The organism is Plantactinospora mayteni (assembly GCF_016862935.1).
Taxonomy (GTDB): Bacteria; Actinomycetota; Actinomycetes; order Mycobacteriales; family Micromonosporaceae; genus Plantactinospora; species Plantactinospora mayteni.
In genome coordinates, this window is record NZ_BONX01000011.1 from 83319 (window position 1) to 109718 (window position 26400).

The following is a 26400-nucleotide window of genomic DNA, read 5'->3' on the forward strand; positions in this document are numbered from 1 at the left end:
TTGGGGTCCGCGTCCCCACTCCGCCGGGGGATCTTGCCCGATCCCCCGGCGCGCTACGGTTTCCTGGTGAACGAGCCTCCGGCGTACTTCGACGCGGCCTCTGCCGCACCGCTGCACCCGGTGGCCCGGCAGGCGATGCTCGCCGCCCTGGCGGACGGCTGGGCCGACCCGGCCCGGCTCTACGCGCCGGCCCGCCGGGCCCGCCAGCTCCTCGACGCGGCCCGGGCGGCCACCGCCGAGGTGCTCGGGGTACGCCCCGACGAACTCTCCTTCACCCCCAGCGGTACGGCCGCGGCGCACGCCGCAGTGCTCGGCGGGCTGGCCGGGCGTCGCCGGGCCGGTGGCACGCTGGTGCACTCGGCGATCGAGCACTCCGCGGTACTGCACGCGGCGGAACGGCACGTGGCCGGTGGCGGCTCGGCCGAGTCGGTCCCGGTGGACCGGTCCGGGCGGCTCGACCTCGACGCCTGGTCGGCCGCGGTGGCCGCCCCGGGAGTGGCGCTCGGCACGCTGATCAGCGCCAGCCACGAGGTGGGTACGGTGCAGCCGGTCACCGAGGCGGCCCGGGCCTGCGCGGCGGTCGGGGTACCGCTGCACCTCGACGCCGCCCAGTCTGTGGGCCGGCTGCCCGTGCCGGAGGGCTGGTCGATGCTGTCGGCCAGCGCGCACAAGTGGGGCGGCCCGCCCGGGGTGGGGCTGCTGGTGGTCCGCAAGGGCACCCGCTGGGAGTCGCCCTATCCGGCGGACGAGCGGGAGGCCGGTCGTACCCCCGGGGTCGGCAACCTGCCGGCGATCGTGGCGGCGGCGGCAGCGCTGCGGGCGGTGCACGCGGAGGCGGCGGCCGAGGCCGCCCGGCTCGGCCCGCTGGTCGACCGGATCCGCGCCACCGTGCCGGCGACGGTGCCCGACGTGGAGGTGGTCGGCGACCCGGTGCACCGGCTGCCGCACCTGGTCACCTTCTCCTGCCTCTACGTCGACGGCGAGGCGCTGCTGCACGCGCTGGACCGGCGCGGCTTCGCGGTCTCGTCCGGCTCCTCCTGCACCTCGTCCACGCTCCGCCCGTCACACGTGCTGGAGGCGATGGGGGTGCTGTCGCACGGCAACGTCCGGGTCTCGCTGCACCGGGAGAGCACCGAGGCGGAGGTGGACCGGTTCCTCGCCGAACTGCCGGGGATCGTGGCCGGGCTGCGCGCCGAGGCCGGCGTGGTCGGACTCTGAGACCGGCCGGATTCGGAAGGGACGGATGCGAGTGCCGGGAGGTCAGCCGTGAACGGGGTGCCGGGAGGTCAGCGGTGAACGGGCCGGACGAGGTCGTCGACTGTCTCGGCCAGCGCTGCCCGCTGCCGGTCATCGCGGCGGCCCGGCGACTGCCCCAGCTCCCGGTCGGCGGCGTGCTCCGGGTACTCGCCGACGACCCGGCCGCGGCGATCGACATTCCGGCCTGGTGTCGGATGCGGGGACAGGAGCTGGTCGACACCTCGACCGTCGACGGCTCCCCCGCGTACGACATCCGCCGCGCTCACTGAGCGGAGACCGGCGGCACGGGGTGACCGCCCCGTGCCGCCGTACCGGCCTGACGTGACCCGGTGACGCCTCAGCCCAGGTGCTGCCGGACTTCCTCGGCGGCCTCGTCGCCGTACGACTCCGCGAGGCGCTTGACGAAGAGGTCGGCCCGGACCTCGTACTCCTGGGTGCCGACGGTCTCCAGCACCAGCGTGGCGAGGAGGGAGCCGATCTGGGCGGACCGCTCCAGGCTCAGTCCCCAGGAGAGGCCGGCGAAGAATCCGGCCCGGAAGCCGTCACCCACCCCGGTCGGGTCGGCGGCCTGCAACTCGCGGGCGATCGGCACGTGGATCCGCTCGATGTCCCGTCCGGCGATCTCCACGCCGTCCTTGCCCAGCGTGGTGACCCGGATTTTGACCCGCTCCAGCAACTGGTCGTCGGTCAACTTGGCCTTGCTCTGCAACAGCGACTTCTCGTAGTCGTTGGTCAGCAGGTAGTCGGCACCGTCGATCAGGCCGAGTACGTCGGAGCCCTTCATCCGGGCGAGCTGCTGCGACGGGTCGGCGGCGAAGGCGTACCCCCGCTGGCGGCACTCCTCGGAGTGCCGCTGCATCGCGGCCGGGTCGTTGGCGCTGACCAGCACCAGGTCGAGCCCGCCGACCCGGTCGGCGACCGGGGCCAGCTCGATGTTGCGGGCCTCGCTCATCGCGCCGGCGTAGAAGGAGGCGATCTGGCACATCTCGGTGTCGGTGGTGCAGACGAACCGCGCCGTGTGGGCGACCTCGCTGACGTGCACCGAGGCGCAGTCGACGCCGTGCCGCTCCAGCCAGGACCGGTAGTCGTCGAAGTCGGCGCCGACCGCGCCGAGCAGCACCGGACGCAGGCCGAGCTGCGCCATCCCGAAGGCGATGTTGGCGGCGACCCCGCCCCGCCGGAGCACCAGCTCGTCGACGAGGAAGGAGAGCGAGACCTTGTGTAGCTGGTCGGCGATGAACTGATCGGCGAACCGGCCCGGGAAGTGCATCAGGTGGTCGGTGGCGATCGAGCCGGTGACGGCGATCTTCATGTCGGCCCTCGGGGGTCGGAGTCGGAATTGCGGCCGGGTCAGCCTACCGGTCCGTCGTCCGCCGCGCCCCCGATCGATCGGGTACCGGCCAGCCGAACGTCACCCGCAGCTCGCCGCCCGGCAACCCTGGCTGCCGCAACGGGTGCCGGGACGCGCGGGTGCGGAGCCGCCCGGGGCTCACCGGCGCCCGGATCGCGCCGACGACGCAGTGCCGCCCCGCTCACCGGCGCCCGGCCCCGCTACGACGACAAGCCCTCGACGGGACGGGCGCGGTGCTCGCCGGACCCCGGGGACGCCGAACGGGCCGCTCCCGGCGCGGCGGCGTGACGGACTCTCCGGGTAACGTCACGCCGCCCGCGCGGGGCGACCCGCTCAGGCGACCAGTATGTAACGGTGGATCGGGGTGTACCGGCTAAAACCGGGACAAAGCACCGATCAGTGGAACGAATCACCGCACGCGCACGAGTTCTGCGCGTTCGGGTTGTCGATGGTGAAGCCCTGGGCGTCGATCCGGTCGGCGAAGTCGATGGTGGCGCCGGTCAGGTAGGGCGCGCTCATCCGGTCGACGACGACCCCGACCCCGCCGAAGTCGCTGACCACGTCACCGTCGAGCGAGCGCTCGTCGAAGAAGAGCTGGTAACGCAGGCCGGAGCAGCCACCCGGCTGCACCGCGACCCGCAGCCGCAGGTCGTCGCGGCCCTCCTGCTCGATCAGGGCCTTCACCTTCTGCGCCGCGACGTCGGTCAGGACGACGGTGCTCGGAGCGGTTTCCGCGGTCGACTCGGTCTGCGCTGGCGTTGTCACGATGAAAGTCTCCCCTGCGCCGGTGCGATATTTATCCGTACTGGCCAACGCTAGCCGGCTGGCCGGTGATTCCCAATGTGGGTACGGCATCGATTCTAGGCTGATGCGGCGCAGGTCACCGTGGCTCGGGTGGAACCCGCCCCGGTGTGCCGGATCGTCCCGGCCGCCCCGACGAATGTGACGAACACCCCAGAGCGACTCGACCGGCCCCGGCTCGGTCCGGCTCGCGCCCGCCGGGTCGCCCGGTCGACGGCCCACGAACGTCGCTCCGTCCGCAGGTCGGCGAGCGGGAACGCGATTTGCCCGTCAGCGGCTCCACTGCCCGGCCAGTCGGGCCGCCAGCACCCGCAGGCCCTCCGCCGGCCGACTCATCGCCCGCTCGACGCCGCCGTGCGGCTCCCCACCGAAGTGGTCGACCAGGCTGTGCGTCTCGGTAACCCCGGCCGCCGCCGACTCCCGCCGCCCGGCGCTGACCCGGCCGGCCAGCACCACGCAGGGCACGCCACGGTCCCGGGCCGCCCCGGCCACCCCGGCGACCACCTTGCCGCGCAGCGACTGGTGGTCGAAGGAACCCTCCCCGGTGATCACCAGGTCCGCCTCGTCGTAGCCGGCGTCCAGCCCGGTCAGCCGGGTGACCAGGTCGATGCCCGACTCGCACCGGCCGCCGAGGGCGAGCAGCGCCGCACCGAGCCCGCCGGCCGCGCCGGCACCGGGCAGCCCGGCCAGGCCGGGTGGGCAGCCGGGCAGGTCCCGCTCCAGCACCTCGGCGAAGCGCCGCAACGCGTCGTCGAGCAGGAGTACGTCCTCCCGGGTCGCGCCCTTCTGCGGCCCGAAGACGTTCGAGGCTCCGGTCAACCCGGTCAACGGGTTGTCGACGTCGGTCGCCGCGACCAGTGCCATCCCGCGCACCTGCGGCCGTCCGGTCAGCCCGGCAACGGCCAGCAGCGCGGCTCCGCCGTACGGGAGGGCCAGCCCGGAGGCGTCCACCGGTACGGCGTTCAGCGCGGCCAGCAGCCCGGCACCCGCGTCGTTCACGGCCGAGCCGCCCAGCCCGACGACGGCACGCCGGGCCCCCGCCTCGGCGGCGGTGGCGAGCAGCGCGCCGAGGCCGTACGAGGTGGCCCGCAGCGGGTCACGCTCGGCCGAGGCGAGCAGGTGCAGGCCGCACGCCTGGGCGCTCTCCACGTACGCCGTACCGTCGGCGGTGAGCAGGATCTCCCCGTCGACCGGCCGGCCCAGCGGGTCGACGGTGCGGACCGGCACCCGACGACCCGGCAGCGCGGCGGCGAGCACCTCCACGAAGCCCGGCCCGCCGTCGGAGAGTGGCCGCAGCACCAGGTCGTCGCCGGGGGCCACCTCCCGCCACCCGTCCCGGACCGCCTCGGCCACCTCGGACGCGGAGAGGGTACCGGCGAACTTGTCCGGACAGATCAGGATCCGCATGGATCACGAGTGTGGCAGCCCACATCGGGGCGGCCGGAAAGCGGCCCCGGCTGTGGAAGCATGGGAACGTGACTTCGACGTGGGTAGAGCCGTCCAGCACCGCCACCGCCCTGCTGCTGCTCGGCCGTGGTGCCGACCCGGCCAGCGAGCGCGGGGTCGACTGTCCCGGCGAACTGCCGCCGCCGAGCGACCCGAACCTGGTCGCCCGGGCCCGCGCGGCGAAGGCGGCGCTCGGTGACCGGGTCTTCGTGCTCGGCCACCACTACCAGCGCGACGAGGTCATCCAGTTCGCCGACGTGACCGGCGACTCGTTCAAGCTCGCCCGCGAGGCCGCGGCCCGGCCGGACGCGGAATACATCGTCTTCTGCGGCGTGCACTTCATGGCCGAGAGCGCGGACATCCTCACCACCGCCGCCCAGCGGGTGATACTGCCCGACCTGGCCGCCGGCTGCTCGATGGCGGACATGGCGGCGCTGCCGCAGGTCGAGACCGCCTGGGAGGCGCTGGCGGAGCTGGGTGTGGCCGGCTCGACGGTGCCGGTGACCTACATGAACTCGTCCGCCGACATCAAGGGCTTCGTCGGGCGCAACGGCGGGGTGGTCTGCACCTCGTCGAACGCCGAACGGGCGCTGCGCTGGGCGTTCGAGCGCGGCCAGCGGGTGTTCTTCCTCCCCGACCAGCACCTCGGCCGCAACACGGCGGTGCTGAAGATGGGCCTGGACGCCGACGACTGCGTGCTCTACGACCCGCACAAGCCGGGCGGCGGGCTGACCGCGAAGCAGCTCCGGGAAGCCAAGATGATCCTGTGGCGGGGGCACTGCTCGGTGCACGGCCGGTTCACCAGGAGCAGCGTGGACGAGGTCCGGATGCGGGTGCCCGGCGTCAACGTGCTGGTCCACCCCGAGTGCCGGTACGACGTGGTGACCGCGGCCGACCACGTCGGCTCGACGGAATACATCATCAACACCATCGAGGCGGCGCCGGCCGGTTCGGCCTGGGCGGTCGGTACCGAACTGAACCTGGTACGCCGACTGGCGAACGCCCACCCGGACAAGCAGGTCATGTTCCTGGACCGGACCGTCTGCTACTGCTCGACGATGAACCGGATCGACCTTCCGCACCTGGTCTGGTCGCTGGAGGAGCTGGTCGCCGGCCGGGTGCCGAACCAGATCACCGTGGACCCGGACACCGCGCACCACGCCCGGGTGGCGCTGGACCAGATGCTGGCCCTGCCGTAGCGGACGTGGTCAACTACGCAAGGTAATCGTCGGGGTACGGATTCCTGCCGCTGTCCCCGTTTCGTGCCATCCGTCGCGCTGTGACCGCTCTTTTTTCGTAACCGAGCGCTATGCTGCCCGGGGCCGTGAGAGAGCTCGGGCCGGAGGGCGTGATCGCGCCGCGCCGGCCGGGCCACGGGGCGACGGCTGAGTGGACCGGATGGTTCACCCTCGCGGACAGCATCGACGTAGAGCAGCATCGACCCGCTGGAGGTTGCGTTGACGGACGACGTCCTGGTCGTACACGGAGGTACGCCCCTTTCCGGGCAGATCCGAGTGCGCGGCGCGAAGAATCTCGTCTCCAAGGCGATGGTCGCCGCCCTGCTCGGCGACGAGCCGAGCCGGCTCTTCGACGTGCCGCGGATCCGCGACGTCGAGGTGGTCCGGGGGCTGCTCGAACTGCACGGCGTCAAGGTCACCGACGGCGTCGAGGACGGCGAACTGGTCTTCGACCCGGCCAACGTCGAGAGCGCCAGCACGGACGAGATCAACGTGCACGCCGGGTCGAGCCGGATCCCGATCCTGTTCTGCGGTCCGCTGCTGCACCGGCTCGGCCACGCGTTCATCCCCGACCTGGGCGGCTGCCACATCGGCCCCCGGCCGATCGACTTCCACATCCAGGCACTGCGGCAGTTCGGCGCGGTGGTGGACAAGGCGCCCGAGGGGATGCACCTGACCGCACCGAGCGGCCTGCACGGCACCAAGTTCGAGCTGCCGTACCCGAGTGTGGGCGCCACCGAGCAGGTGCTGCTGACGGCGGTACTGGCCGAGGGCGTCACCGAGCTGCGCAACGCGGCCGTCGAGCCGGAGATCATCGACCTGATCTGCGTACTCCAGAAGATGGGCGCGATCATCAAGGTGCACACCGACCGGGTGATCGAGGTGCAGGGCGTGGCCCGGCTCGGCGGCTACACCCACCGGCCGATCCCGGACCGGATCGAGGCGGCGAGCTGGGCCGCCGCCGCGCTGGCCACCGGTGGCCGGGTCGAGGTGCTCGGCGCCGAGCAGGCCGACATGATGACCTTCCTCAACGTGTTCCGCTCGGTCGGCGGGGCGTACGAGGTCACCGACACCCGGCCGCCCCGGCAGGGCAGCCTGGGCCAGGAGGGCGGGATCCGGTTCTGGCACCCCGGCGGCGAGCTGCGGGCGGTGGCGCTGGAGACGGACGTGCACCCGGGGTTCATGACCGACTGGCAGCAGCCGTTGGTGGTGGCGCTGACCCAGGCCCGGGGCCTGTCGATCGTGCACGAGACGGTATACGAGCAGCGGCTCGGCTACACCGAGGCGCTGAACAAGATGGGCGCGACCATCCAGGTCTACCGGGACTGCCTCGGCGGTACGCCCTGCCGGTTCGGCCGCCGCAACTTCAAGCACTCGGCGGTGATCGCCGGGCCGTCGAAGCTGCACGCCGCCGATCTGGTGATCCCCGACCTGCGGGCCGGGTTCAGCCACCTGATCGCCGCGCTGGCGGCCGAGGGCACCTCCCGGGTCTACGGGGTGGATCTGATCAACCGCGGCTACGAGGACTTCGAGGCCAAGCTCGCCGACCTCGGCGCGCACGTCGAGCGGCCGTAGCCGACGCTGTCCACGGGCACCCGGGGCCAGTGCATCGGCACGGGCGTCCGGGGGCAGTGCGGCGGCACGGGCACGCGCGGACAGCGGAGACCGGAGGCCGGGTGAGCAGCGTCTCACCCGGCTCTGGACGGCAGCGGCTGGCCGTCGGCGTACCGCGAGGTGCGGGTCGGGCCGACGGTTGGCTACCCTTGCCGCGTGCCGTCGCTGTTTCGCCGTAAGCCCACCGACCTCGTCGAGGACGCCACCGCTCAGGTGACCCCCGAGGAGGAGTCCACGCCTGCCCGTCCCCGGGGCCACACCCCGAGCAAGAAGGAACTGGGCCAGGAGACGCCGAAGCGGCCGAGTGCCGGTCGGCGTGCCGCCGGCGACGCCAAGCCGCTCACCAAGCAGGAGGCCCGGGAGCGGCGCCGGCAGGTGCGGGCCGAGTCGGCGGCCGAGTTCCGCCGGGAGGGCGGCCCCCGGGACCGGGCCCCGGAGCGCGGGCTCGCCCGCGACGTGGTGGACTCCCGGCGTACCGTCGGGACCTGGTTCTTCGGCGGCGCCCTGGTGGTGCTGATCGGTTCGGCGAACACCATGCCACCGGAGGTGCGGTTCGCCTCCAACCTGCTCTGGGGTCTGCTGGCCATCGCCCTGGTGATCGACTCGGTGTTGATCTCGCGGAAGGTCAAGAAGCTGGTCCGGCAGCGGTTCCCCAAGACCGACCAGCGGATGGGTTCGCTCTACCTCTACGCGATCATGCGCTCCATCACGTTCCGCCGGATGCGCGCCCCGGTCCCCCGGGTCAACCTCGGCGACGCGATCTGAGCCACCCGGCCGGTCCGGTCACGGCACGCCGAGGACCCGCCGCAGGGCCGCCGGACGCGTCACGCCGAGCCGCCGGAGCAGGGCTGGGCGCGTCACGGGACGCCGAGCAGGCGGAGCAGGGCCGCCGTGCCGGCCGCCGCGACCACCACGGCGACGAACGGGGCACGGCGCCAGGCCAGTACGGCGCCGACGAGTACTCCGGCCGATGAACACCTGACACGTGTTCGTCAAGCCGAACGGATGGACCGATGAACCGGACGCAGTCCCGTTCCGACAGTTCCCCCGTGCCCGCCATCGCCGCCGCGCTGCGCCGGGAGCGGGAACGCACCGGCATCTCCCTCGCGGAGTTGGCCCGCCGGGCCGGGATCGCCAAGTCGACCCTGTCCCAACTCGAGGCCGGCAACGGGAACCCGAGCGTGGAGACGGTCTGGGCCCTCGGCGTACCGTTCACGTTCCCGGGCGACGTCCCGCACCGCTACGAGGCGCTCGCCCCCGGCACCTTCGCCGTGCTCGTGATGGAGCACTCCTGAACCGCACCGCTGTCGACCGGGGTGGGTGTGCGGTAGAGCCGGGCGACCACCTCCTCGATGTCCGGCTCCACGATGGCGATGTCCCGCAGCGCGGCGACCCGGGCCAGCCCGGCCACCACGTCGGAGGCGGTCGCCGACTCGCAGGCGAAGACCAGCCGCCGCCCGTCGGCCTCGGTACGCAGCAGCGGCGCACCGGGTAGCACCGGCGGCTCGGCCAGTGGCTCGTCGAGGTCGGCGACGACCTGCCGGCGCGAGCCGTACCGCGTGTGCAGCGCCTCGATCGACCCGTCGTGCACCACCCGGCCGTGGTCGATCACCACCAGCCGCCGGCAGAGCCGCTCGATGTCGGCCAGGTCGTGTGTGGTCAACACCAGCGTGGTGTCGCCGGCCGCGCCGAGTTCGGCCAGGAAGCCCCGGACCGCCTGCCGGCTCACCACGTCGAGCCCGATCGTCGGCTCGTCCAGGAAGAGCACCTCCGGGCCGTGCAGCAGCGCGGCGGTCAACTCGCCCCGCATCCGCTGGCCGAGCGAGAGCTGCCGGACCGGGACGTCGAGGAAGCCGTCCAGGTCGAGTTCGGCCCGGCAGCGGCGCAGCCGGGCGGCGTGCTCGGCGGCCGGTACCCGGTAGACGTGCCGGAGCAGGTCGAAGGAGTCCCGCAGCGGCAGGTCCCACCAGAGCTGCGAGCGCTGCCCGAAGACCACCCCGATGCGCAGCGCCAGCCGGGTGCGCTGGGCCACCGGCGCCAGCCCGCAGACGCGTACCCGGCCGGACGAGGGGCTCAGCACCCCGGTCAGCATCTTGAGCGTGGTCGACTTGCCGGCGCCGTTCGGGCCGATGTAGCCGACCATCTCGCCGCGCCGGACGGTCAGGTCGATCCCGTCGACCGCGCCCACCACCCGCTTCGCCCGGCGGAACCGGCCGGCCCGGACGCGTACCACGAACTCCTTGCGCAGGTCGCGGGTCTCGATCACCGGGGCGTCCGGTGGGGTCGCGGTCACGAGCCGGTGCTCCGGTAGTGGCGTACCCCGAAACGCCAGACCGCGGCGGCGAGCCCGGCGGCCGGCAGCGCGACGCCCGGCGCGACCCAGCCCACCCAGCCCGGCAGGCCGAGCGGGTCAGCCCGGCCGAGCAGCGCCAGCGCCGGGTAGTAGGACACGAAACCGAACCCCATGCCGTACGCGAACAGGGCTCGAAACCAGCCACTGTAGACAGTCATCGGGTACGTGGTGAAGTCGCGGCCACCGTAGGTGAACGCCGCGCCCACCTCGCCGGAGTCGATCCACCAGAACGACAGCGACGCGGTGGCCACGAAGATCGCGCCGAAGAACACCACCCCGGCCAGCGGGGTCAGCACGGCCAGCGCCACCCGGCCCGGCGTCCACGCCAGCTCGGCGGTGGCCAACGCGACCACCAGTACGCCCGCCCCGAAGACGGCCCGGGACGCCTTGCGCAGCGGCAGGTCCATCAGCAGCAGTTGGGGCAGCGCGCCGAGCGGGCGGACCAGGACCGCGTCCAGCAGGCCGGTCCGGACGTACTGGCGGAGCGACTCCACGTTGCCGACCATGAGATCGGCGGCGGCGAAGGCGGCCGACGAGAGCCCCACCATCACCATCGCCTCGGTCCGGTCGAAGCCGCCCAACTCCCGGGTGACCCGGAACAGCACCAGCACGGTGAGCACGTCGAGCACGGTGGCCCCGACATTGCTGACCAGGTCGACCACGAACGAGGTGCGGTACGACGCCTGCGACCGGGCCTGCCCGCGCAGCAGCGCCAGATAGGCCGGCCCCCGGCGCAACCGGTACGTCCACTCAGCCACCCTGCACCACCAGCCGGTGCTCGGCCCGACGCTGCACCAGATGGCAGGTCAGCAGGACCAGCCCGACCCAGAGCAGTTGTACGGCCACCATTCCAGCCTGGATCCCCGCCCCGTCCCGCTCGACGAGTACGTCCAGTGGGGTCTGCAACAGGCTCGGGAACGGGGTGGCCAGCCAGAGCGGTACGGCGATCCAGTCCGGCAGGAACCGCAGCGGGAAGTAGAGCCCGGCCAGTACCCCGGAGCCGAGGGTCCAGAGGATCATCGCGCCCCGGGCGTCGTGCAGCCAGTACGCGGTCGCGTTCACCAGGAACCGGCAGCCGAAGCAGATCACCACCGCCAGCCCGACGGAGAGGGCGAAGAGCGGCACGGTCTGCCACCGGGTCGGCAGCGCAAGGTCGAAGAAGAGCAGCCCGGTGAGTACCGGTGGCAGGAAACGGGTCAGCACGGCGTACCCGGCCCGGCCGAGGTCGGTGGCGAGGTAGCTGACCACCGGGTGCACCGGGCGGAGCAGGTCGCTGGCGACCTCGCCGGTACGGATCCGGTCGGCGAGTTCGGTCCACCGCCAGAGCAGCACCACGGCGAGCAGACCCTGTCCCACCCAGACGAAGGTGGCCAACTGGGCCGGGCTGTAGCCGGCGGCGGCGCCACCGGCACCGCTGGCGACGGCGAGCAGGACGTAACAACGGAGGAAGCCGAAGACGGTGTTGGTGAAGGCGCCGGCAAGAGTAGCTTGCCGGTATGTAGAGTACCGACGAAACCCTGATCCGGTTATGGCAGCAAATGTCCGGAACCATGGGATGATGTTTCGGCTGATGGGTGGTGCCACAGTGGCGGTGACCGAGCCCACGCCGTTACCCTCCTTCCGCGACCACGCTGCACCGAGCCGGGTGACTTTACCCGGAACGCCCGGCTGCCCAGCGAGATTTTTCGACGAGGTGACACCCCGTGAGTGAGCGACGCGAGCCGGCTTCCCCGGCCGCGTCGCGCGCGGTTCGGCATACCGCTCGCGGCATCGGGTTCCAGACCGCTCGCGGCATCGAGTCCCACACCGGTCGGCACAGTGGCGTACGGCCTGGAGCGCCGGTATGAGCGGTCGATACTCCGGCCGCTGGGGCGAGGCCGCCGAACCGTCCTGGGTGGTCGAACCGACCGCGGAGTGGGCGCCGCAGTTCCCCGGTCAGCGCTATCCCGGCGACATCGGCCACCAGCGGCGTCGTCGGCCGGCCGGGCGGGCACCGGTACCGACCGGTCGGGCCAAGGTGCCGCCACCGGGCAGCCGCCCCGGCGAACCGGAGCCGTTCGGCCGCCCCGAGCCGGTCGCGAAGGGCCGCCCAGAGCCGGCCTCCAACGGCCGCTCGGACGCGCCGCCGAACGGGCGCCCCGACACGCCGCCCGGCGGGCGTCCCGAGGCGCTGCCGAGTGGGCGTCCCGGGCAGCCGGCCGGCGCGCATCCGTCGGCCCGGGCGGACGGGCCGCCGCGCGAGACGCGTACCGGACGCCTCGACCGCTGGGACAGCCGATCCGCCGGCTGGAACCCGCCGCCCGACTCTCGGGACGACGGCCCGGACTCCTGGGACGAACCGTCGAACGGACGTGGCCGGCCCCCGGCCGAATACCGCACCGGCGGCTCGGTACCGGTCGGTCGAGACGACCGGCGGCCACCCGGCGGTGGCGAGCCCGGATCGCGCGGAGGTCGCGGCGAGAGCGGCTTCGCCGGCGGCCGGGCCGCGTCGCAACACGATCCGCACCGCTCCGGCGACGACCGGCCGGGCCGCCCCAGCGCTCCGCCTGAGCGGCGCGGACGGTGGCTCACCGGGCCGGCGTCCGAGGAGACCCAGCCGCTGCCGGACCGTCGTCCGATGCCGTCGGACGGCCGGCCCGGACCACGGGACGGCCGGGGTCGGGCCGGGCCGGGTGGACGTCCGGCCATGCCGGCGGCGTTCGACGGCTCCCCCGGCCCGGAGCGGGGCATTCCCGGCCCGGAGCGGGGCACTCCCGGACAGGATCGGGCCGACGGTTGGGCGGCCCGATCCGGCGGCCAACCGCATCCGGGGAGCCGCGAGGTGCCGCCGGGTCGCACCCCGCCCCGGGCCCGGCCCGACCGCCCCGGCTCCGAACCTCCGGTCCGACGGCCCGCCGCCGGGCCGTCCGGTGCACCCAGTTGGCCGGCCCAGCGTGGCCCGGTCCAGGAGCCGCGCGAGGGACGGCGCTTCCCGGACCTGGGTTCCGGCCGGCCGCCGGCACGCGACCCGCGCGAGACCGATCCGGCCGTCCGGCCGGGCCCGGTGCCCCGGGGCGACCGGGTCGGGTCGACACCGCCGGGCGTCGACCGGCCGACCACCGAGCGGCCCGGCGTCCATCGGCCCGGCGTCGACCGGCCGGCCACCGACCGGCCCGGCGTCGACCGGCCCGCTGCCGCGGAACTCGCACCGGGATACGGGCGTCCAGACCGGACGCCGGTCTCGGGTGCCGACCGGGTCCCACCGCGCACCGGCCAGCCGGACGACGCGCCGATCCGCCCGGACCGGGGCGCCGGATATCCGGCCGTCGCCGCCGGACCGGCGAGCCCGACCGAGCGGGTCGGGCCGACCACCCCACCCCGGACCGGGGAACCGCCCCGGACCGGGGAACCCGCCCGCGCCGCCGACCAGCCTCGCCCGGTCGAGCCCGCCCGCCGGATCGAACCGACGCACCCCGTCGAGCCGGTACGCCGGGTCGAGCAGTCCCGGCCGATCGAGCCCCGCCCGGTCGACGCCGGCCGGTCGGTCGAACCACCCCGCCCCGTCGAGCCACCCCGCCCGGTCGACCCGACCCGCCCGGTCGAACCACCCCGCCCCGTCGAGGCGGCCCGACCGGTCGAACCACCCCGGCCCGTCGAGCCGACCCGCCCGGTCGAACCACCGCGCCCCGTCGAGCCACCCCGCTCGGTCGAGGCGGCTCGGGCTGTCCAGGCACCGCGTCCGGTCGAACCGACCCGGCCTGTGGAGCCAGCCCCGCCGGCCGACGCGGTCCGGGGCGCCGAGCCGGCCCGTACGGCCGAGCCGCCGGCCCGGAGCGTCGAACCGGTCCGGCCGGCCGAGCCGCCCCGTACCGTCGAATCGGGTCCGTGGCTCACCCCGCCTCCCGCCGAGCCGGCCAGCCCGGTCGAACCGGCGGCCTCGGCGGACCCGCCGCGCGAACGGGCGGCGGGCTGGCTGACCCCGGCCACCCCGTCGGACCCGGCTCCTCGGCCGCCTCGACAGCCGTCCGCCGACGAGACCGGCCAGCGCCCTCCGGTCACGCCACCCCCGACCACGGGCCTACGGCTGGAGTTCCTGCCCGCGCCGACGCCCGCCAGCACACCGTCCCCGGCCACACCCGCCGAGTCGACGCCGCCCGCCAGCCCGTTCCCGGGCGCAGCGGTCGGGGCGGACGCCGGCGGGCCGGTCGAACCAGCCGCCGCCACCCCGGCGGCGGGTCCCGTCATCGAACCCGCCTCGCCCGTCCCCTCGTCCGGTCCTCCGATCGAACCGGCCGGCGCCGGGCCCGCACCGGAGTCCGGACGGGCCACCGACCTGAGTGAGACTTCCGTACCCTCCATGCCAAAGACCGGACCTGTCGCGGACCACGCCCCAGTCGGACCGCTCACCGATGCCGCCCCGGCGGCCCCCTCCCCCACCGTGCTGGGTACCGATCCGGCCTCGGCCGCCGACGAAGGTGCCGGCGTGACAGCCCAGCCGCGCGACGGCGACCCGGAGCTGACCGTCGACGCCGGGGCACCAGCGTCCCCGGCCGGCGCCCCGGCACCCGACGAGGCACCGGCCCCGGACACCCCGGCAGACGGATCCGCGAAGAGCGTGCCGCCGGCAACGGCAGCCGCCGTCGGCCCGCCGGACGTGGCGGCCGGCTCCGGACCGCAGTCCACCGCACCGGTCTCCGGGCCGCCGGCCACCTCGGCATCCGGACCGCCCGCTGCCGCACCCACCTCCGGGCCGCCGGCCGCGGCGCCCACCTCCGGGCCACCACTGGCCACCTCGCCGCCGGGCTCGCCGGTCGTCGAGGCCAGCCCCGACACGGTGCTGCCGACCGGGCCGGCCGCCGGGGCGGCGACCGCACTGAGCGCGCCCACCATGCTCACCCCGATCATCCGACCGGGCGGGAAACGAGGACCGGCCGAGCCGGAACCCGCCGACATACCGGCGGAGCCGGGAGCCACCGACCCGGAACAGGTGCTCGCGTCGTACGAGTGGCGGTTCCACCACGAGACGCTGCGGGAGCTGGTCGAGGACCCCGAGTCGCTGCGGGCGATCCGGGACCGGTTGACGGAGAAGCTCGAACCGGCGAAGGACAACGGCACCCGGGCCCGGCTGCTGAGCCTGCGAGCGGTGGTCTCCCGCATCCTCGGCGACCTCGGCAAGGCGCTCTCGGACGGCAAGCTGGCGCTGGCCCACGCCGAGGCGACCGGCCAGTTGCGGCGGATCGCCATCGCACAGGCCCGGCTGGCGCACGTACTCCAGTGGCGGGGGGACTTCGCCGAGGCGGACCGGCTCTTCGAGGAGGCGAACTCCTCCGAGCTGCCGGACCGGCTGCGGGCCACCATGCACGAGCACGCCGGACGGTCCTGCTACGACCAGGGCCGCTACATGGAAGCCTGCAACCACTTCGAGAAGGCGCTGGAGCTGCGCAAGGTCGAGGACCCGGACCTGATCGCCCGGACCGAACTCGCGCTCGACGCCGTCTTCAACAAGGTCGCCCAGAACGGCTGGGGCCCGTACCCGCGTGACCGGGACGAGATCCTCCAGGTGCACCGGCCACCGGTGCCGAAGTTCAGCGAGAAGGTGCAACGCTGGGGCTACGCCGACCCCGACGGTCAACTGGCGATCGCGCCGAGCTATGCCGACGTGCAGCCGTTCCGGGACGGGGTGGCCTGGGTACGCCGGCCCGAGACCCGCACCTGGGAGCTGATCGACGAGACCGGTGAGCTGCTGATCGACGCGTCGACCGGATATCTCGGCGTCGGTTCCTTCTCCGACGGGCTGGCCTGGGTCTCCCGGGACGGCACCGGCGGCTGGATCGCGATCGACAAGTCCAACAAGGTCGTCATCCCGGCCGGTTTCGAGGACGTACGCCCGTTCCGGCGCGGTGTCGCCGCCGTCCGGCGGGGCGGCTGGGGCGCGGTCGACCGGAGCGGCAAGGTGGTGCTGCCGACCCGCTACACCGGCTTCACCACCGCGCTCACCGACGGCCGGTACGTCGACGGCTTCACCGACGAGGGCCTGGCGATCGTCGACGCGGGCGGGCGCAAGGGCGTGGTGGACCGGTCCGGGCAGGTGCTGGTCGCCCCGGCCCACCCGGCGCTGGTCATCCACCCGGTGGCGTTCCTGATCGGCAACGGCACCGGCCAGTGGGGTGCGCTCGACCGCCGGGGCGAGCCGTTGATCGACGCGGTGCACCCGAGCCGGAACGACGTGATGGAGGAGATCGACCGGCTGCTCGCCGACACCAAGCCGGTGCTGTGATCCGACAGCGAGCAGGTGCGGTGAGCCGACCCGAGCCCGGGTTGTGATCCGACAGCGAGCCGGTGCGGTGACCCGACAGCGAGCCGGTGCGGTGATCCGAGCGCCGGGTCCGGGCTGTGATGCGCCTTCCGCGCGCCGTCGCCCAAGGTGATCCACTCGGGGTACGAGGACTAGGGTCGGAGGTATGGAATTCCGACACCTGGGCCGCTCGGGCCTGCTGATCAGCGAGATCTCGTACGGAAACTGGATCACCCACGGCTCCCAGATCGAGGAGGAGGCCGCGCTCTCCTGCGTACGCGCGGCTCTGGAGGTCGGTATCACCACCTTCGACACCGCCGACGTGTACGCCGGCACCAAGGCGGAGGCGGTGCTGGGCCGGGCCCTGAAGGGCGAGCGCCGGGAGGGTCTGGAGATCCTCACCAAGGTCTACTGGCCGACCGGCCCGGGCCGGAACGACCGGGGCCTGTCCCGCAAGCACATCATGGAGTCGATCAACGGCTCGCTGCGCCGGCTCCAGACCGACTACGTCGACCTCTACCAGGCACACCGGTACGACTACGCCACGCCGCTGGAGGAGACGATGGAGGCGTTCGCCGACGTCGTGCACTCCGGCAAGGCGCACTACATCGGCGTCTCGGAGTGGAAGGCGTCGGAGATCCGGGCCGCACACGCGCTGGCCCGCGAACTGAAGATCCAGCTCATCTCCAACCAGCCGCAGTACTCGATGCTCTGGCGGGTCATCGAGGGCGAGGTCGTGCCGACCAGCCAGGAGCTGGGTGTCAGCCAGATCGTCTTCTCGCCGATCGCCCAGGGCGTGCTGACCGGAAAATACCTGCCCGGCCAGGAGCCGCCGGCCGGCTCCCGGGCGACCGACACCTCCGGCGGGGCGGGCTTCATCGCCCGGTTCATGTCCGACGAGGTGCTGACCCGGGTGCAGCGGCTCAAGCCCCTCGCCGAGCAGGCCGGTCTCAGCATGGCCCAGCTCGCGGTCGCCTGGGTACTCCAGAACCCGAACGTCTCCTCGGCGATCGTCGGCGCCTCCCGCCCGGAGCAGGTGCACGACAACGTCAAGGCGGCCGGGGTGAAGCTCGACGCCGAGTTGCTCAAGGCGATCGACGAGATCGTCGACCCGATCACCGAACGGGACCCGGCCAAGACGCAGAGCCCGGCCCAGCGGCCCTGATCATGCGCCGGCCGTGAACGTGCGGCCGTGCTGACCTCCGCCAGGTCTTGTCGAAGGCCCTCGCTCGGCACCCGCGCCGGGCGAGGGCCTTCGGTATACCGTCCGGGTCAGTCCTGCCAGAAGCGGATCAGGCGCAGGCCCTCGGCGTAGAGGTAGTCGGGCAGGCCGATCAGGTCGCCGACCGCGAAGACCCCGTCGAAGAACCAGCCGCCGACGCGCGGGTTCCAGAGCAGGGCGAAGAGCAGGATGAAGCCGTACGGGGCCATCAGGTCGTAGCCGCGCCGCCACTGCGGGTTCAGCCACGGCTGGAGGACGTTGCCGCCGTCCAGCCCCGGTACCGGCAGCAGGTTGAGGATGCTCGCGGTGAGCTGGAGGAAGCCGAGCAGCGCGACCCCGGACCAGAACTCGGGCCGGGCGAAGACGTCCACCCCGATCGCGAACGGTACGACCAACAGCAGCGCGAACAGCACGTTGGTGGCCGGACCGGCGAGGCTGACCAGCGAGTGCCGGAGCCGGCCGGGGATCTCGTGCCGGTCCACCCAGACGGCACCGCCGGGCAGGCCGATGCCGCCGAGCAGCACCACCACCACGGGCAGGATGATCGACAGCAGCGGGTGGCTGTATTTCAGCGGGTTCAGGGTCAGGTAGCCACGGTGCGCCACTCCCCGGTCGCCGGCCCGGAACGCCACCACGGCGTGTGCGTACTCGTGCAGGCAGAGCGAGACCAGCCAGCCCGAGACGACGAAGAGGAAGACGTCGAGCCGGACGTTGCCGTACCCGTTCCACGCCATCGCGCCGCTGGTCACGAAGAGCGCGACCAGGGCCAGGAAGATCGGGCTGGGTCGGAACGCCTCCAGCGGCACGCCGAGGACCAGTCGGTCCCGGCCGCGTTGGTCGAAGTTCATCCCGTCACTCGACCACGGGCAGCAGGCTCATCCGGTATTCCACCCGGTCGTCCTCGACCAGCAGCACCGAGGCGACACCCGCGGCGGCGAGTTCGCGCCAGGTCTGGCCGATCCAGGACTCGGCGTCGGCCTGGCTGCTGAACGCCTCGGCCGGTCCGTTCACCGGATCGCCGTCCGCGCCCTCGTACCGCCAGCTCCACGGCATGTCGCGTCTCCCCTCGCCGATCTTCCGCGCCGACAAACCTCCGCCAGCCTAGTCGGCCGGCCGGTGTCAGCCAGCCAGAGCGGTCCGGAGGGGTTCCGCACCCGTACCTCACCGCGAGCTGTCCAGCCAAGCGCTCTAAGGTACGGGCATGTCCGTTGACGGGTGGAGCAGGCTCCTGGTGCTGGGCGGGATCCGTTCCGGCAAGTCCGAGTTCGCCGAGTCGCTGCTGAAGGACGTACCGGTTGTCCGTTATGTCGCGACGGCCACGACCGATCCGGACGACCTGGACTGGACGGCCCGGATCGACGCCCACCGACTCCGCAGGCCGGCGGGCTGGACGACCGAGGAGGCCAACGCCGATCCGTCCCGGCTCGCCGAGCTGATCGCCGAGGCCGGGCCAGGCGACACGCTGCTCGTCGACGACCTCGGCGGCTGGGTGACCGTGCTGCTCGACCCGGCGCACCAGCCCGCCGACGACGTCGCCACGATCGGCGAACTCGGCGCCGCGATCCGGACCTGCCCGGCCCGGCTGGTGCTGGTCAGCCCCGAGGTGGGGCTGTCGACGGTGCCGGTGACCCCGCTCGGGCGGGCCTTCGCCGACGCGCTCGGCACCACCAACCGGGCGGTCGCGGACGCCTGCGACGCGGTGGTGCTGGTGATCGCCGGGCAGCCGGCCTGGCTGAAGGCGGGCACGGACCAGCCGCCGCCGGCCCCGGACGGCGCCGGCCAGCCCGGCGTACCGGCGCAGGCCGACCGGGCCGCCGCCGATCGGGCCGCCGCCAATAGGGCCGCTGCCAATAGGGCAGCCGCCGATCGGGCAGCCGCCGATCGGGCAGACCCTGCCTCCTCGGCCTGGACCGAGGTGCTGGGCGCGGTTCCGCAGGTACTCCGCCCGACCGTGATCCCGGCACCGCCGGCCGAACCGGCAACGTCCACGGGGACGGGAGCGGCGACGGGCTGGACCGCGCCGACCATGGCGCTGCCGATGGTCGCCACCGGTCTGGTCATCCAGGCCGGGATGGACCTGCCGATGCCGGACGAGTACGCCGGTCCCGCCGCCGTCGACCGGCTCGGCACGCTCGACCTGCCCGGCGCCGGCCTCGGCCACCTGGACCGGGTGGTCTCGTTCGCCGCCGCCACGCAGGGTACGGCGACTCCGCAGCCCTGGCGCTCGGTCCGGGTGTTGCTGGTGCACGGCGATCACGAGGGCAGCGCTTCCGCCGGCGCGGTCCCCGGTGAGTCCGCCCGCCGCGCCGAACAGGCCCGCCAGGGCACGGGGCCGGTCGCCCGGCTGGCGGCCGAGGCCGGCGCCACCCTCCAGGTGGTGGAGGCACCGCTGTCCCGGCCGATCGAGGAGGGCCCGGCGCTGACCGTCGCCGAGGTCGAGGCGGCCCTGCGCTACGGCTGGCGACTCGCCGAGGAGGCGGTGGACGCGGGCGTGGACCTGCTGGTCCTCGCCGCCTCGGGTGCCGGTACCGAGGCCGCCGCCGCAGCCGTACTGGCCGCCACGGCCGGCGCCGAACCCTCGGCGGTACTCAGCCGGGTGGTGACGCTCGGCGGGCAGGTGGACGACGAGGCGTGGATGCACCGCTGCGCGGCGGTACGGGATGCGATGCACCGCACCCGACGCAGCCCCCGGGACGCCAAGGACGTACTCGCCGAACTCGGTGGCGGCGACCTGGCGATCGCCACCGGCATCCTGCTCGGCGCGACGGCCCGGCGTACCCCGGTGCTGCTGGACGGGCCGGTCGGGGTGGCGGCGGGCCTGGTCAGCCGGGACCTCGCCGGCCAGGCCCGGCACTGGTGCCTGCTGCCGGACCACGGTGACCAGCCGGCGGTCAAGCTCGGCGCCGACGTGCTCGACCTGAGCCCGTTGCTGGACCTGCGACTCGGCCTCGGTGAGGGTGCCGCCGCGCTGGCCGCGCTGCCGCTGCTGCGCGCCGCACTGACCCTCGCCGCCACCCTGCCGGTGCATCCGAGCCTGGCCACCGACCAGCCGGCCGACCCGGCGGGCAACGGCGGGACCGATCCGGCGCGCGACGGCTCACACCCGCCCGTCCCTGACCCGGCCGAACCATGGACCCCGGAACCGGCGGCCGACCGCCCCGGACCGGACGACGACTCACACCCGCCCATGCCGGACCCCGCCGAACCATGGACCCCGGAACCGGCAGCCGACCGCCCCGGACCGGACGACGGTTCGCACCCGCCCATGCCGGACCCGGCCGAACCGTGGGCCCCGGGCCCGCCGGCCGACCGCCCCGGGCGGGACGACAACCCGGACGGCGACCAGGAGTTCATCGAGCCGCCGCCGGCCGGCCCCGGCCCGACCGCCGTACCGGAGGACGCCGCCGGGCAGCCGCCGACGGGCGACTCACTGCCGGCGCAGCCGGCGACGGACGCGCCCCTGCCGGGGCAGCCGGCGACCGGCGAGTCACTGCCGGCGCAGGCGTCGGCGGACGCAGCGCTGCCGGGGCAGGCGTCGACGGAGCGGCCGGGCACCGGCGCCGGGCCGGCGGACGACCGGGAGGGTGGGCGCCGGGACGACGCCACCGTGCCACCGGGTGTCTGAGGGCCGGTTCGCGGCCGGCGGCCGGCTGGCACTGACCACCTTCACCGTCGCGCCGCTGCGGGCCGGTCGGGTCGACCGCGCCTCCGCCGGTACGGCGATGACCCTCGCCCCGCTGGTCGGCGCGCTACTCGGGCTGCTCCTCGCCGGGGTGCTCGGCGGGCTGGGGGCGATCGCCCCGCCGCTGGTCGCCGGTGGGGTGACCGTGGCGGTGGCGGCGCTGCTGACCAGAGGGCTGCACCTGGACGGGCTGGCCGACACCGTTGACGCGCTCGGGTCGTACCGCTCCGGGGACGAGGCGCTGCGGATCATGCGGCAGCCGGACGTCGGCCCGTTCGGGGTGACCGCGCTACTCCTCGTACTCCTGCTCCAGGCGGCGTCGTTCGCGGCGCTGGCCGCCCGGCCGTGGACGGCGCTGGCCGCCGGGGCCGCGACCGGCCGGCTGGCGGTGAGCTGGGCCTGCCGGCGCGGTGTCCCGGCGGCCCGCCCGGAGGGGCTCGGCGCGCTGGTGGCCGGTACCGTCGGCCCGGCCGCGCTGGTCGGGCTCTCGGCCGGAGTGGCGCTGCTCGCCGTGCCGGCGGTGCCGGGCCGCCCCTGGCAGGGGCCGCTCGCGGTCGCCGTGGCGCTGGCCGGCACGCTGCTGCTGGTCCGGCACGTGGTACGCCGGCTCGGCGGCATCACCGGCGACGTGCTCGGCGCCGTCGTCGAACTCGGCAGCACGCTGTTCTACCTGGGTGTCGTGCTGACCGGCTGACCGGACCGGCGAACGCGGGTAGCGTTCGCGAAAAGGACACCAGCACGATTACCAGGCCGACAGATCGGTCGAGCGGGGGAACGTAATGCTCATCACGGACGATTTCCTGCCCGTGCCGGTCCCGGAGTCGTTGACCGCGACCTACCTGGTGCCCACCACCGGCCAGGTCGACCCGGCCCCGGCCGAGGCGGTGGCGGCGCTCGGCGGCCGGCTCCCCGGGCCGGTGCACGACCTGGCCCGGCAGATGCTGGACAGCCCGCTCATGACGGTCGACACCCGGCCGATCGCCGAGTTCCCGCACCTGCCGCCGGACCTGCTCACCGCGTTCGGGGCCACCGACACCCAGTTGGCCCGGCTGGACGCCGCCACCGACCTGGTGGTGGTACAGGCCAGCTACCGGCCCGGCTGGCCGCCCGCGCACGAGTGGGCGGCCCGTACGGTCGCCTGTGCCATCGCCGAGTCCCTCGGTGCCGACGTGGTGGACGTCTTCGCGTTGCAGTTCCTCGACCCGGCCACCGCGCTGCGCTCGCTGCCCGACGCCGAGGGCCGGGTACGCCTGATCGACTGGGTGCTGGTGCCGTACTCGTCGGACGACGGCGGGCTCTGGTTCACCACCAAGGGGCTGCGCCGGTTCGGGCTGCTGGAGTTGCAGGCGCAGGGGGTGCCGACGCACCTGACCCGGGCCTGGGGCGCGGTGATGACCGGGGTGGCCCGACGGCTGCTCCGGGCCTGGACCGACGGGCTCACCGACAGCGAGGTGCCGGCCTTCGTCCAGTTGCCGGTGGTCACCTCGGTCAGCGGGCACGACATCGCGGTGGCGTACGGCAACCCGCAGCAGCACGACACCACCGGCCCGGCGGCGCTGCGGCTGGAACTCGATCCGGCCACCGACCCGGACGCCGACTCGTTCCTGACCCTGCTGCCGCCGGTCGGCCACCCCGGCCCGACCGGGCGATACTTCGCCGCGGTCTGCGCCGCCCTGTTCGGTGCCGCCGCCCAGTCCGACGTCCGGTACGCCCGGCCGGACGACGCGATGGCCCGGGCCATCGCCACCGCCCGGGACGGCTTGCCCGGCATCCGGGAGCGGTTCCTCGCCGACACCCTGCCGGACGGCGTCCAGTTGCTGGTCAAGTACGGCCTGCCGACCGACGAGGGGCCGGAGTTCGTCTGGGCCGGGGTCACCTCGTGGGCGACCCCGGAGCGGATCGTCGGCGCGAGCGCCTGCGACGCCACGGCCGATCCGGCGGTCCGGGTCGGCCAGCCCGTCGTGGTGGACGCCGTCGACGTGGTCGACTGGGCCCTGCTGGACGGCAGCGGGGTGATCGAGGGCGGCTGGACGCAGGCCGTACTCGACGCCGGCGACCGCTCCCAACGCTGACCCGCCGGCCGCGCCCCCACCCTGCGAACCCCCCGCCCCCGGATTGGGGAATCTCGACGGGGTGCAGACCCCACTGGGATTCCCCAATGTCGAGCGGGCCGGGGCCGAGGCCGGACGGGAGGGCGGGACGAGGGCGAGGCGGTGGGGTGTTACTTCACCGAGGGTTGGACGAAGGGTGGGCGGACGATGCGCATCGCGGCGCGGCGGCCTCGGACGTCGACCTCGACCTCGTCGTCCTGGCCCAGGCCGGCGGCGCTGTCGAGCAGGGCGAGGGCGATGCCAGCCTTCCGAGTGGGCGAGAAGGTGCCGCTGGTGACCGTGCCGACGGGCGTACCGTCGGCGGCGAGCACCGTCATGCCCGGCCGGGGGATGCCCCGGTCCAGCGCCAGCAGCCCCCACAGGGTGCGCCGGGGCCCGGCCGCCTTCTCGGCGAGCAGGGCGTCCCGGCCCCAGAACGCCGGCTTGTCCCAGCCGACCGCCCAGCCCGCCCGGGCCTGCACCGGGGTGATCTCCGGGGAGAGGTCCTGGCCGTGCAGCGGGTAGCCCATCTCGGTACGCAGGGTGTCCCGGGCGCCCAGCCCGCAGGCGCGGATCCCGTACGGCTCGCCGGCCGCCAGCAGCGCGTCCCAGACCGTGGTCGCCGCCTCGGCCGGGACCACCAGTTCGTACCCGTGCTCGCCGGTGTAACCGGTCCGGCAGACCACCAGTGACACCAGGTCTCCGTCCGGGGTGGCCGCCCCGGCGGTGGAGAGGCCGAGTTCGGCGGTGGAGAAGCTCATGTAGCCGTGTCCGGTCGGCAGTCCGAGGGTGCCCAGCAGTTCGGCCGAGCGCGGCCCCTGCACCGCCAGTACGGCGTACGCCTCGTGTTCGTCGGTCACGGTGATCCCGGCCGGGGCGGCGGCGCGGAGCCGGCGTACCACCTCTGCGGTGTTGGCGGCGTTCGGGATCAGGAAGACGTGCTCGGGGCCGTGCAGGTAGGCGATGATGTCGTCCAGTACCCCGCCGGTGACCTCGTCGCAGCAGAGCGTGTACTGCGCCCGTCCCGGCCCGATCCGGCCCAGGTCGTTGCTGAGGCAGGCGTTGACGAAGTCGGCCGCCCCCGGGCCGGTGACCCGGGCCTTGCCCAGGTGGGAGACGTCGAACACACCGACCCCGGTACGCACCGCGGTGTGCTCCCGGAGGACTCCGCCACCGGCGTACTCCAGCGGCATGGACCAGCCGCCGAAGGCGGCGAACTTGGCGCCGAGCGCGGCGTGCCGCTCGTGCAGCGGCGATCGGCGGAGTGCGTCGGCGGGAGGTTCCGGGGTCTCGCCGGTCACCTGGGTCGGGTCGGTCATGGGTCGCAACCTACCTGCGAGCCGGCTCATGGTTAGCATCGGCGGGACCCGTCCGGCGGACCGTCGGCGGGACAGCCCATTCGTCCGGCGGGTAGGTTGCGCCGGAGACCACTTCGCCGGGCCGCAACCAGGCGGCCGGCCACGCCCGTCCGGAGCCGCGCAGTGACATCGCCCAGCACCAGCCTCAGCCTGGTCGACACCGACCCCGCCGAACTCGCCGTCGACGCCATCGTCATCGGCTTGCACAGCCAGACGGTGCAGGACGTGGGTCCCGCCGCGGACTTCGCCGGAACCCTGCTCCTCGCGACCGGCGCGGAGAGTATCGCCGCAGCGTTCGACGGCCGGCTGACGGAGACCCTGGCGCTGCTCGGTGCCACCGGCAGCCCGGGCGAGGTGATCAAGCTGGCCACCCTGGGCACCATCACGGCGCCGCTGGTCGCCGCCGTCGGGCTCGGCCCCGAGCCGACCGGTGCGGCCCCGGCACCGGAGACCCTGCGCCGGGCCGCCGCCGCGGCCGTCCGGGCGCTGGCCGGCGCCGAGCGGGTCGCGCTGACCCTGCCGGTACCCGACGACGAGGACGGCCCGGCCGCGCTGCGCGCCACCGCCGAGGGTGCGCTGCTCGGGGCGTACCGGTTCGCCGGCTACAAGACCCGGCCGCAGCCGACCCGCCGCCCGCCGGTGGCCGCGATCGCGGTGCACGTGCCGGACGCCGGTGACGACCGGGCCCGGGCGGAGATCACCCGGGCCGGTGTGGTGGCCCGGGCGGTCGCCCGGACCCGGGACTGGGTGAACACGGCCCCGAACGAGCTGCGCCCGCCGTCCTTCGCCGACTCGGTGGCCGCCGCCGCCCGGGAGGCGGGACTCGGCGTGGAGGTCCTCGACGAGCAGGCGCTCGCCGACGGCGGCTACGGCGGCATCCTGGCCGTCGGGCTCGGCTCGGAGGCGCCGCCCCGGCTGGTGAAGCTCTCCTACGACCCGGCCGCCGCCGGTGCCGACGGGTCGGTGAAGCGGCTCGCGCTGGTGGGCAAGGGCATCACCTTCGACACCGGCGGTGTCTCGATCAAGCCGGCCCAGGGCATGTGGGAGATGAAGTCCGACATGGCCGGCGCGGCGGCGGTCGCCGCCACCATGCTGGCGATCGCCGAGCTGAAGCCGGCGGTCGCGGTCACCGGATACCTGCCGATGGCCGAGAACATGCCGTCGGCCACCGCGTACCGGCCGGGCGACGTGGTGACGATGTTCAACGGCAAGCGGGTCGAGGTGCTGAACACCGACGCCGAGGGCCGGATGGTGCTCGGCGACGCGATGGCCCGGGCCTGTGCGGACGGCTGCGACTACCTGGTCGAAACCTCCACGCTGACCGGCGGCCAGGTAGTCGCGCTCGGCAAGCGGGTGGCCGGGGTGATGGGGAGTACCGAGCTGTGCCAGCGGGTCCAGCAGGCCGGTGACGCGGCCGGCGAGCCGGCCTGGCCGATGCCGCTGCCGGACGACGTCCGGAAGGGAATGGACTCCGAGGTCGCGGACATCTCGCAGGTCAACGCGACGATGGACCGGGCCGGCCACATGCTCCAGGGCGGGGTCTTCCTGCGCGAGTTCGTCGCCGACGAGGTGCCGTGGGCGCACATCGACATCGCCGGGCCGAGCTACCACGCGGGCGAGCCGACCGGGTACTGGACCAAGGGCGGCACCGGAGTGCCGGTGCGTACCCTGCTGGAGCTGGTCGACGACATCGCCGCGAACGACTGATCCGGGC

General features: G+C 74.2%; 20 protein-coding genes and 1 pseudogene. 12 read left to right on the forward strand and 9 right to left on the reverse strand.

Features of this window, described 5'->3' with window-relative positions; all coding sequences use genetic code 11:
- The first annotated feature begins 66 nt into the window (after window positions 1–66).
- Both Pma05_RS10705 and Pma05_RS10710 read left to right on the forward strand, forming a co-directional pair.
- Window positions 67–1218 (forward strand): cysteine desulfurase family protein, encoded by a 1152-nt coding sequence (locus tag Pma05_RS10705; protein ID WP_203857187.1) that lies wholly within the window; start codon window positions 67–69, stop codon window positions 1216–1218.
- Window positions 1219–1292: 74 nt separating this feature from the next.
- Window positions 1293–1526 (forward strand): sulfurtransferase TusA family protein, encoded by a 234-nt coding sequence (locus Pma05_RS10710; RefSeq protein ID WP_203857188.1) that lies wholly within the window; start codon window positions 1293–1295, stop codon window positions 1524–1526.
- A gap of 68 nt (window positions 1527–1594) precedes the next feature.
- On the opposite strand, the gene Pma05_RS10715 is transcribed toward Pma05_RS10710, so the two are convergent.
- From Pma05_RS10715 to Pma05_RS10725, 3 genes are all read right to left on the reverse strand, one after another.
- Window positions 1595–2569: a carbohydrate kinase family protein gene (locus tag Pma05_RS10715; protein WP_203857189.1), complete on the reverse strand. Its 975-nt coding sequence runs from the start codon at window positions 2567–2569 to the stop codon at window positions 1595–1597.
- A 435-nt stretch (window positions 2570–3004) separates the two neighbouring features.
- Entirely contained in the window at window positions 3005–3373 is a 369-nt protein-coding gene (gene erpA, locus Pma05_RS10720) for an iron-sulfur cluster insertion protein ErpA (protein ID WP_203857190.1), read from the reverse strand.
- Window positions 3374–3679: 306 nt separating this feature from the next.
- On the reverse strand, window positions 3680–4816 hold the full coding sequence (locus Pma05_RS10725) for a glycerate kinase family protein (protein WP_203857191.1): 1137 nt from the start codon (window positions 4814–4816) through the stop codon (window positions 3680–3682).
- 68 nt (window positions 4817–4884) lie between these two features.
- Here Pma05_RS10725 and nadA point away from each other — a divergent pair, with 68 nt between their 5' ends.
- From nadA to Pma05_RS10745, 4 genes are all read left to right on the forward strand, one after another.
- Entirely contained in the window at window positions 4885–6054 is a 1170-nt protein-coding gene (nadA, locus tag Pma05_RS10730) for a quinolinate synthase NadA (RefSeq protein WP_203857192.1), read from the forward strand.
- Window positions 6055–6312: 258 nt separating this feature from the next.
- Entirely contained in the window at window positions 6313–7668 is a 1356-nt protein-coding gene (gene murA / locus Pma05_RS10735) for a UDP-N-acetylglucosamine 1-carboxyvinyltransferase (RefSeq protein ID WP_203857193.1), read from the forward strand.
- 195 nt (window positions 7669–7863) lie between these two features.
- Complete coding sequence (locus Pma05_RS10740; protein WP_203857194.1) at window positions 7864–8472, forward strand: DUF3043 domain-containing protein; 609 nt, start codon at window positions 7864–7866, stop codon at window positions 8470–8472.
- A 248-nt stretch (window positions 8473–8720) separates the two neighbouring features.
- Window positions 8721–9002: a helix-turn-helix domain-containing protein gene (locus tag Pma05_RS10745; RefSeq protein ID WP_203857195.1), complete on the forward strand. Its 282-nt coding sequence runs from the start codon at window positions 8721–8723 to the stop codon at window positions 9000–9002.
- Here Pma05_RS10745 and Pma05_RS10750 read toward each other — a convergent pair.
- From Pma05_RS10750 to Pma05_RS10760, 3 genes are read right to left on the reverse strand one after another with little or no spacing between them, the layout of a single operon-like run.
- Window positions 8948–10000: an ABC transporter ATP-binding protein gene (locus tag Pma05_RS10750; protein WP_275414672.1), complete on the reverse strand. Its 1053-nt coding sequence runs from the start codon at window positions 9998–10000 to the stop codon at window positions 8948–8950. The two genes, Pma05_RS10745 and Pma05_RS10750, sit on opposite strands and share 55 nt — an antisense overlap.
- Window positions 9997–10818, reverse strand: a complete 822-nt coding sequence (locus Pma05_RS10755; RefSeq protein ID WP_239312155.1) for an ABC transporter permease — start codon at window positions 10816–10818, stop codon at window positions 9997–9999. Before Pma05_RS10755 ends, Pma05_RS10750 begins: the two co-directional genes overlap by 4 nt.
- Complete coding sequence (locus tag Pma05_RS10760; protein ID WP_203857196.1) at window positions 10811–11665, reverse strand: ABC transporter permease; 855 nt, start codon at window positions 11663–11665, stop codon at window positions 10811–10813. The genes Pma05_RS10755 and Pma05_RS10760 overlap by 8 nt, the downstream gene beginning before the upstream one ends.
- A 238-nt stretch (window positions 11666–11903) precedes the next feature.
- Here Pma05_RS10760 and Pma05_RS42485 point away from each other — a divergent pair, with 238 nt between their 5' ends.
- Both Pma05_RS42485 and Pma05_RS10770 read left to right on the forward strand, forming a co-directional pair.
- A complete protein-coding gene (locus Pma05_RS42485) occupies window positions 11904–16316 on the forward strand; it encodes a WG repeat-containing protein (protein ID WP_239312157.1) in 4413 nt (1470 codons plus the stop codon).
- 184 nt (window positions 16317–16500) lie between these two features.
- A complete protein-coding gene (locus Pma05_RS10770; RefSeq protein WP_203857197.1) occupies window positions 16501–17499 on the forward strand; it encodes an aldo/keto reductase family protein in 999 nt (332 codons plus the stop codon).
- A 107-nt stretch (window positions 17500–17606) separates the two neighbouring features.
- On the opposite strand, the gene Pma05_RS10775 is transcribed toward Pma05_RS10770, so the two are convergent.
- Entirely contained in the window at window positions 17607–18404 is a 798-nt protein-coding gene (locus Pma05_RS10775; RefSeq protein ID WP_203857198.1) for a site-2 protease family protein, read from the reverse strand.
- 4 nt (window positions 18405–18408) lie between these two features.
- Window positions 18409–18609: a hypothetical protein gene (locus tag Pma05_RS10780; protein WP_203857199.1), complete on the reverse strand. Its 201-nt coding sequence runs from the start codon at window positions 18607–18609 to the stop codon at window positions 18409–18411.
- Window positions 18610–18757: 148 nt separating this feature from the next.
- Here Pma05_RS10780 and Pma05_RS10785 point away from each other — a divergent pair.
- From Pma05_RS10785 to Pma05_RS10795, 3 genes and pseudogenes are all read left to right on the forward strand, one after another.
- Window positions 18758–20980 (forward strand): annotated as a pseudogene (locus Pma05_RS10785) (bifunctional adenosylcobinamide kinase/adenosylcobinamide-phosphate guanylyltransferase); the annotation flags it as partial.
- Window positions 20981–21173: 193 nt separating this feature from the next.
- Entirely contained in the window at window positions 21174–21932 is a 759-nt protein-coding gene (locus Pma05_RS10790; RefSeq protein ID WP_203857201.1) for an adenosylcobinamide-GDP ribazoletransferase, read from the forward strand.
- Between the two features lie 85 nt (window positions 21933–22017).
- The gene (locus Pma05_RS10795) at window positions 22018–23310 is read left to right on the forward strand and encodes a DUF2314 domain-containing protein (protein ID WP_203857202.1); all 1293 of its coding nucleotides are present in this window, start codon (window positions 22018–22020) and stop codon (window positions 23308–23310) included.
- Between the two features lie 149 nt (window positions 23311–23459).
- Here the strand turns inward: Pma05_RS10795 and gcvT are convergent, their stop codons facing one another.
- Window positions 23460–24647 (reverse strand): glycine cleavage system aminomethyltransferase GcvT, encoded by a 1188-nt coding sequence (gene gcvT / locus Pma05_RS10800; protein WP_203857203.1) that lies wholly within the window; start codon window positions 24645–24647, stop codon window positions 23460–23462.
- Window positions 24648–24809: 162 nt separating this feature from the next.
- On the opposite strand from gcvT, the gene Pma05_RS10805 reads away from it, so the two are divergent.
- The gene (locus tag Pma05_RS10805) at window positions 24810–26393 is read left to right on the forward strand and encodes a leucyl aminopeptidase (RefSeq protein WP_203857204.1); all 1584 of its coding nucleotides are present in this window, start codon (window positions 24810–24812) and stop codon (window positions 26391–26393) included.
- Window positions 26394–26400: the final 7 nt, after the last annotated feature.

What these genes read in the sequence shown, in the direction of transcription:
- Pma05_RS10795 (WP_203857202.1), top strand. Translation starts at nt 22,018, where the DNA reads ATGCTCATCACGGACGATTTCCTGCCCGTGCCGGTCCCGGAGTCGTTG.
- gcvT (WP_203857203.1), bottom strand. Translation starts at nt 24,647, where the DNA reads ATGACCGACCCGACCCAGGTGACCGGCGAGACCCCGGAACCTCCCGCC.
- Pma05_RS42485 (WP_239312157.1), top strand. Translation starts at nt 11,904, where the DNA reads ATGAGCGGTCGATACTCCGGCCGCTGGGGCGAGGCCGCCGAACCGTCC.
- Pma05_RS10770 (WP_203857197.1), top strand. Translation starts at nt 16,501, where the DNA reads ATGGAATTCCGACACCTGGGCCGCTCGGGCCTGCTGATCAGCGAGATC.
- Pma05_RS10780 (WP_203857199.1), bottom strand. Translation starts at nt 18,609, where the DNA reads ATGCCGTGGAGCTGGCGGTACGAGGGCGCGGACGGCGATCCGGTGAAC.
- Pma05_RS10775 (WP_203857198.1), bottom strand. Translation starts at nt 18,404, where the DNA reads ATGAACTTCGACCAACGCGGCCGGGACCGACTGGTCCTCGGCGTGCCG.
- Pma05_RS10745 (WP_203857195.1), top strand. Translation starts at nt 8,721, where the DNA reads ATGAACCGGACGCAGTCCCGTTCCGACAGTTCCCCCGTGCCCGCCATC.
- Pma05_RS10715 (WP_203857189.1), bottom strand. Translation starts at nt 2,569, where the DNA reads ATGAAGATCGCCGTCACCGGCTCGATCGCCACCGACCACCTGATGCAC.
- Pma05_RS10725 (WP_203857191.1), bottom strand. Translation starts at nt 4,816, where the DNA reads ATGCGGATCCTGATCTGTCCGGACAAGTTCGCCGGTACCCTCTCCGCG.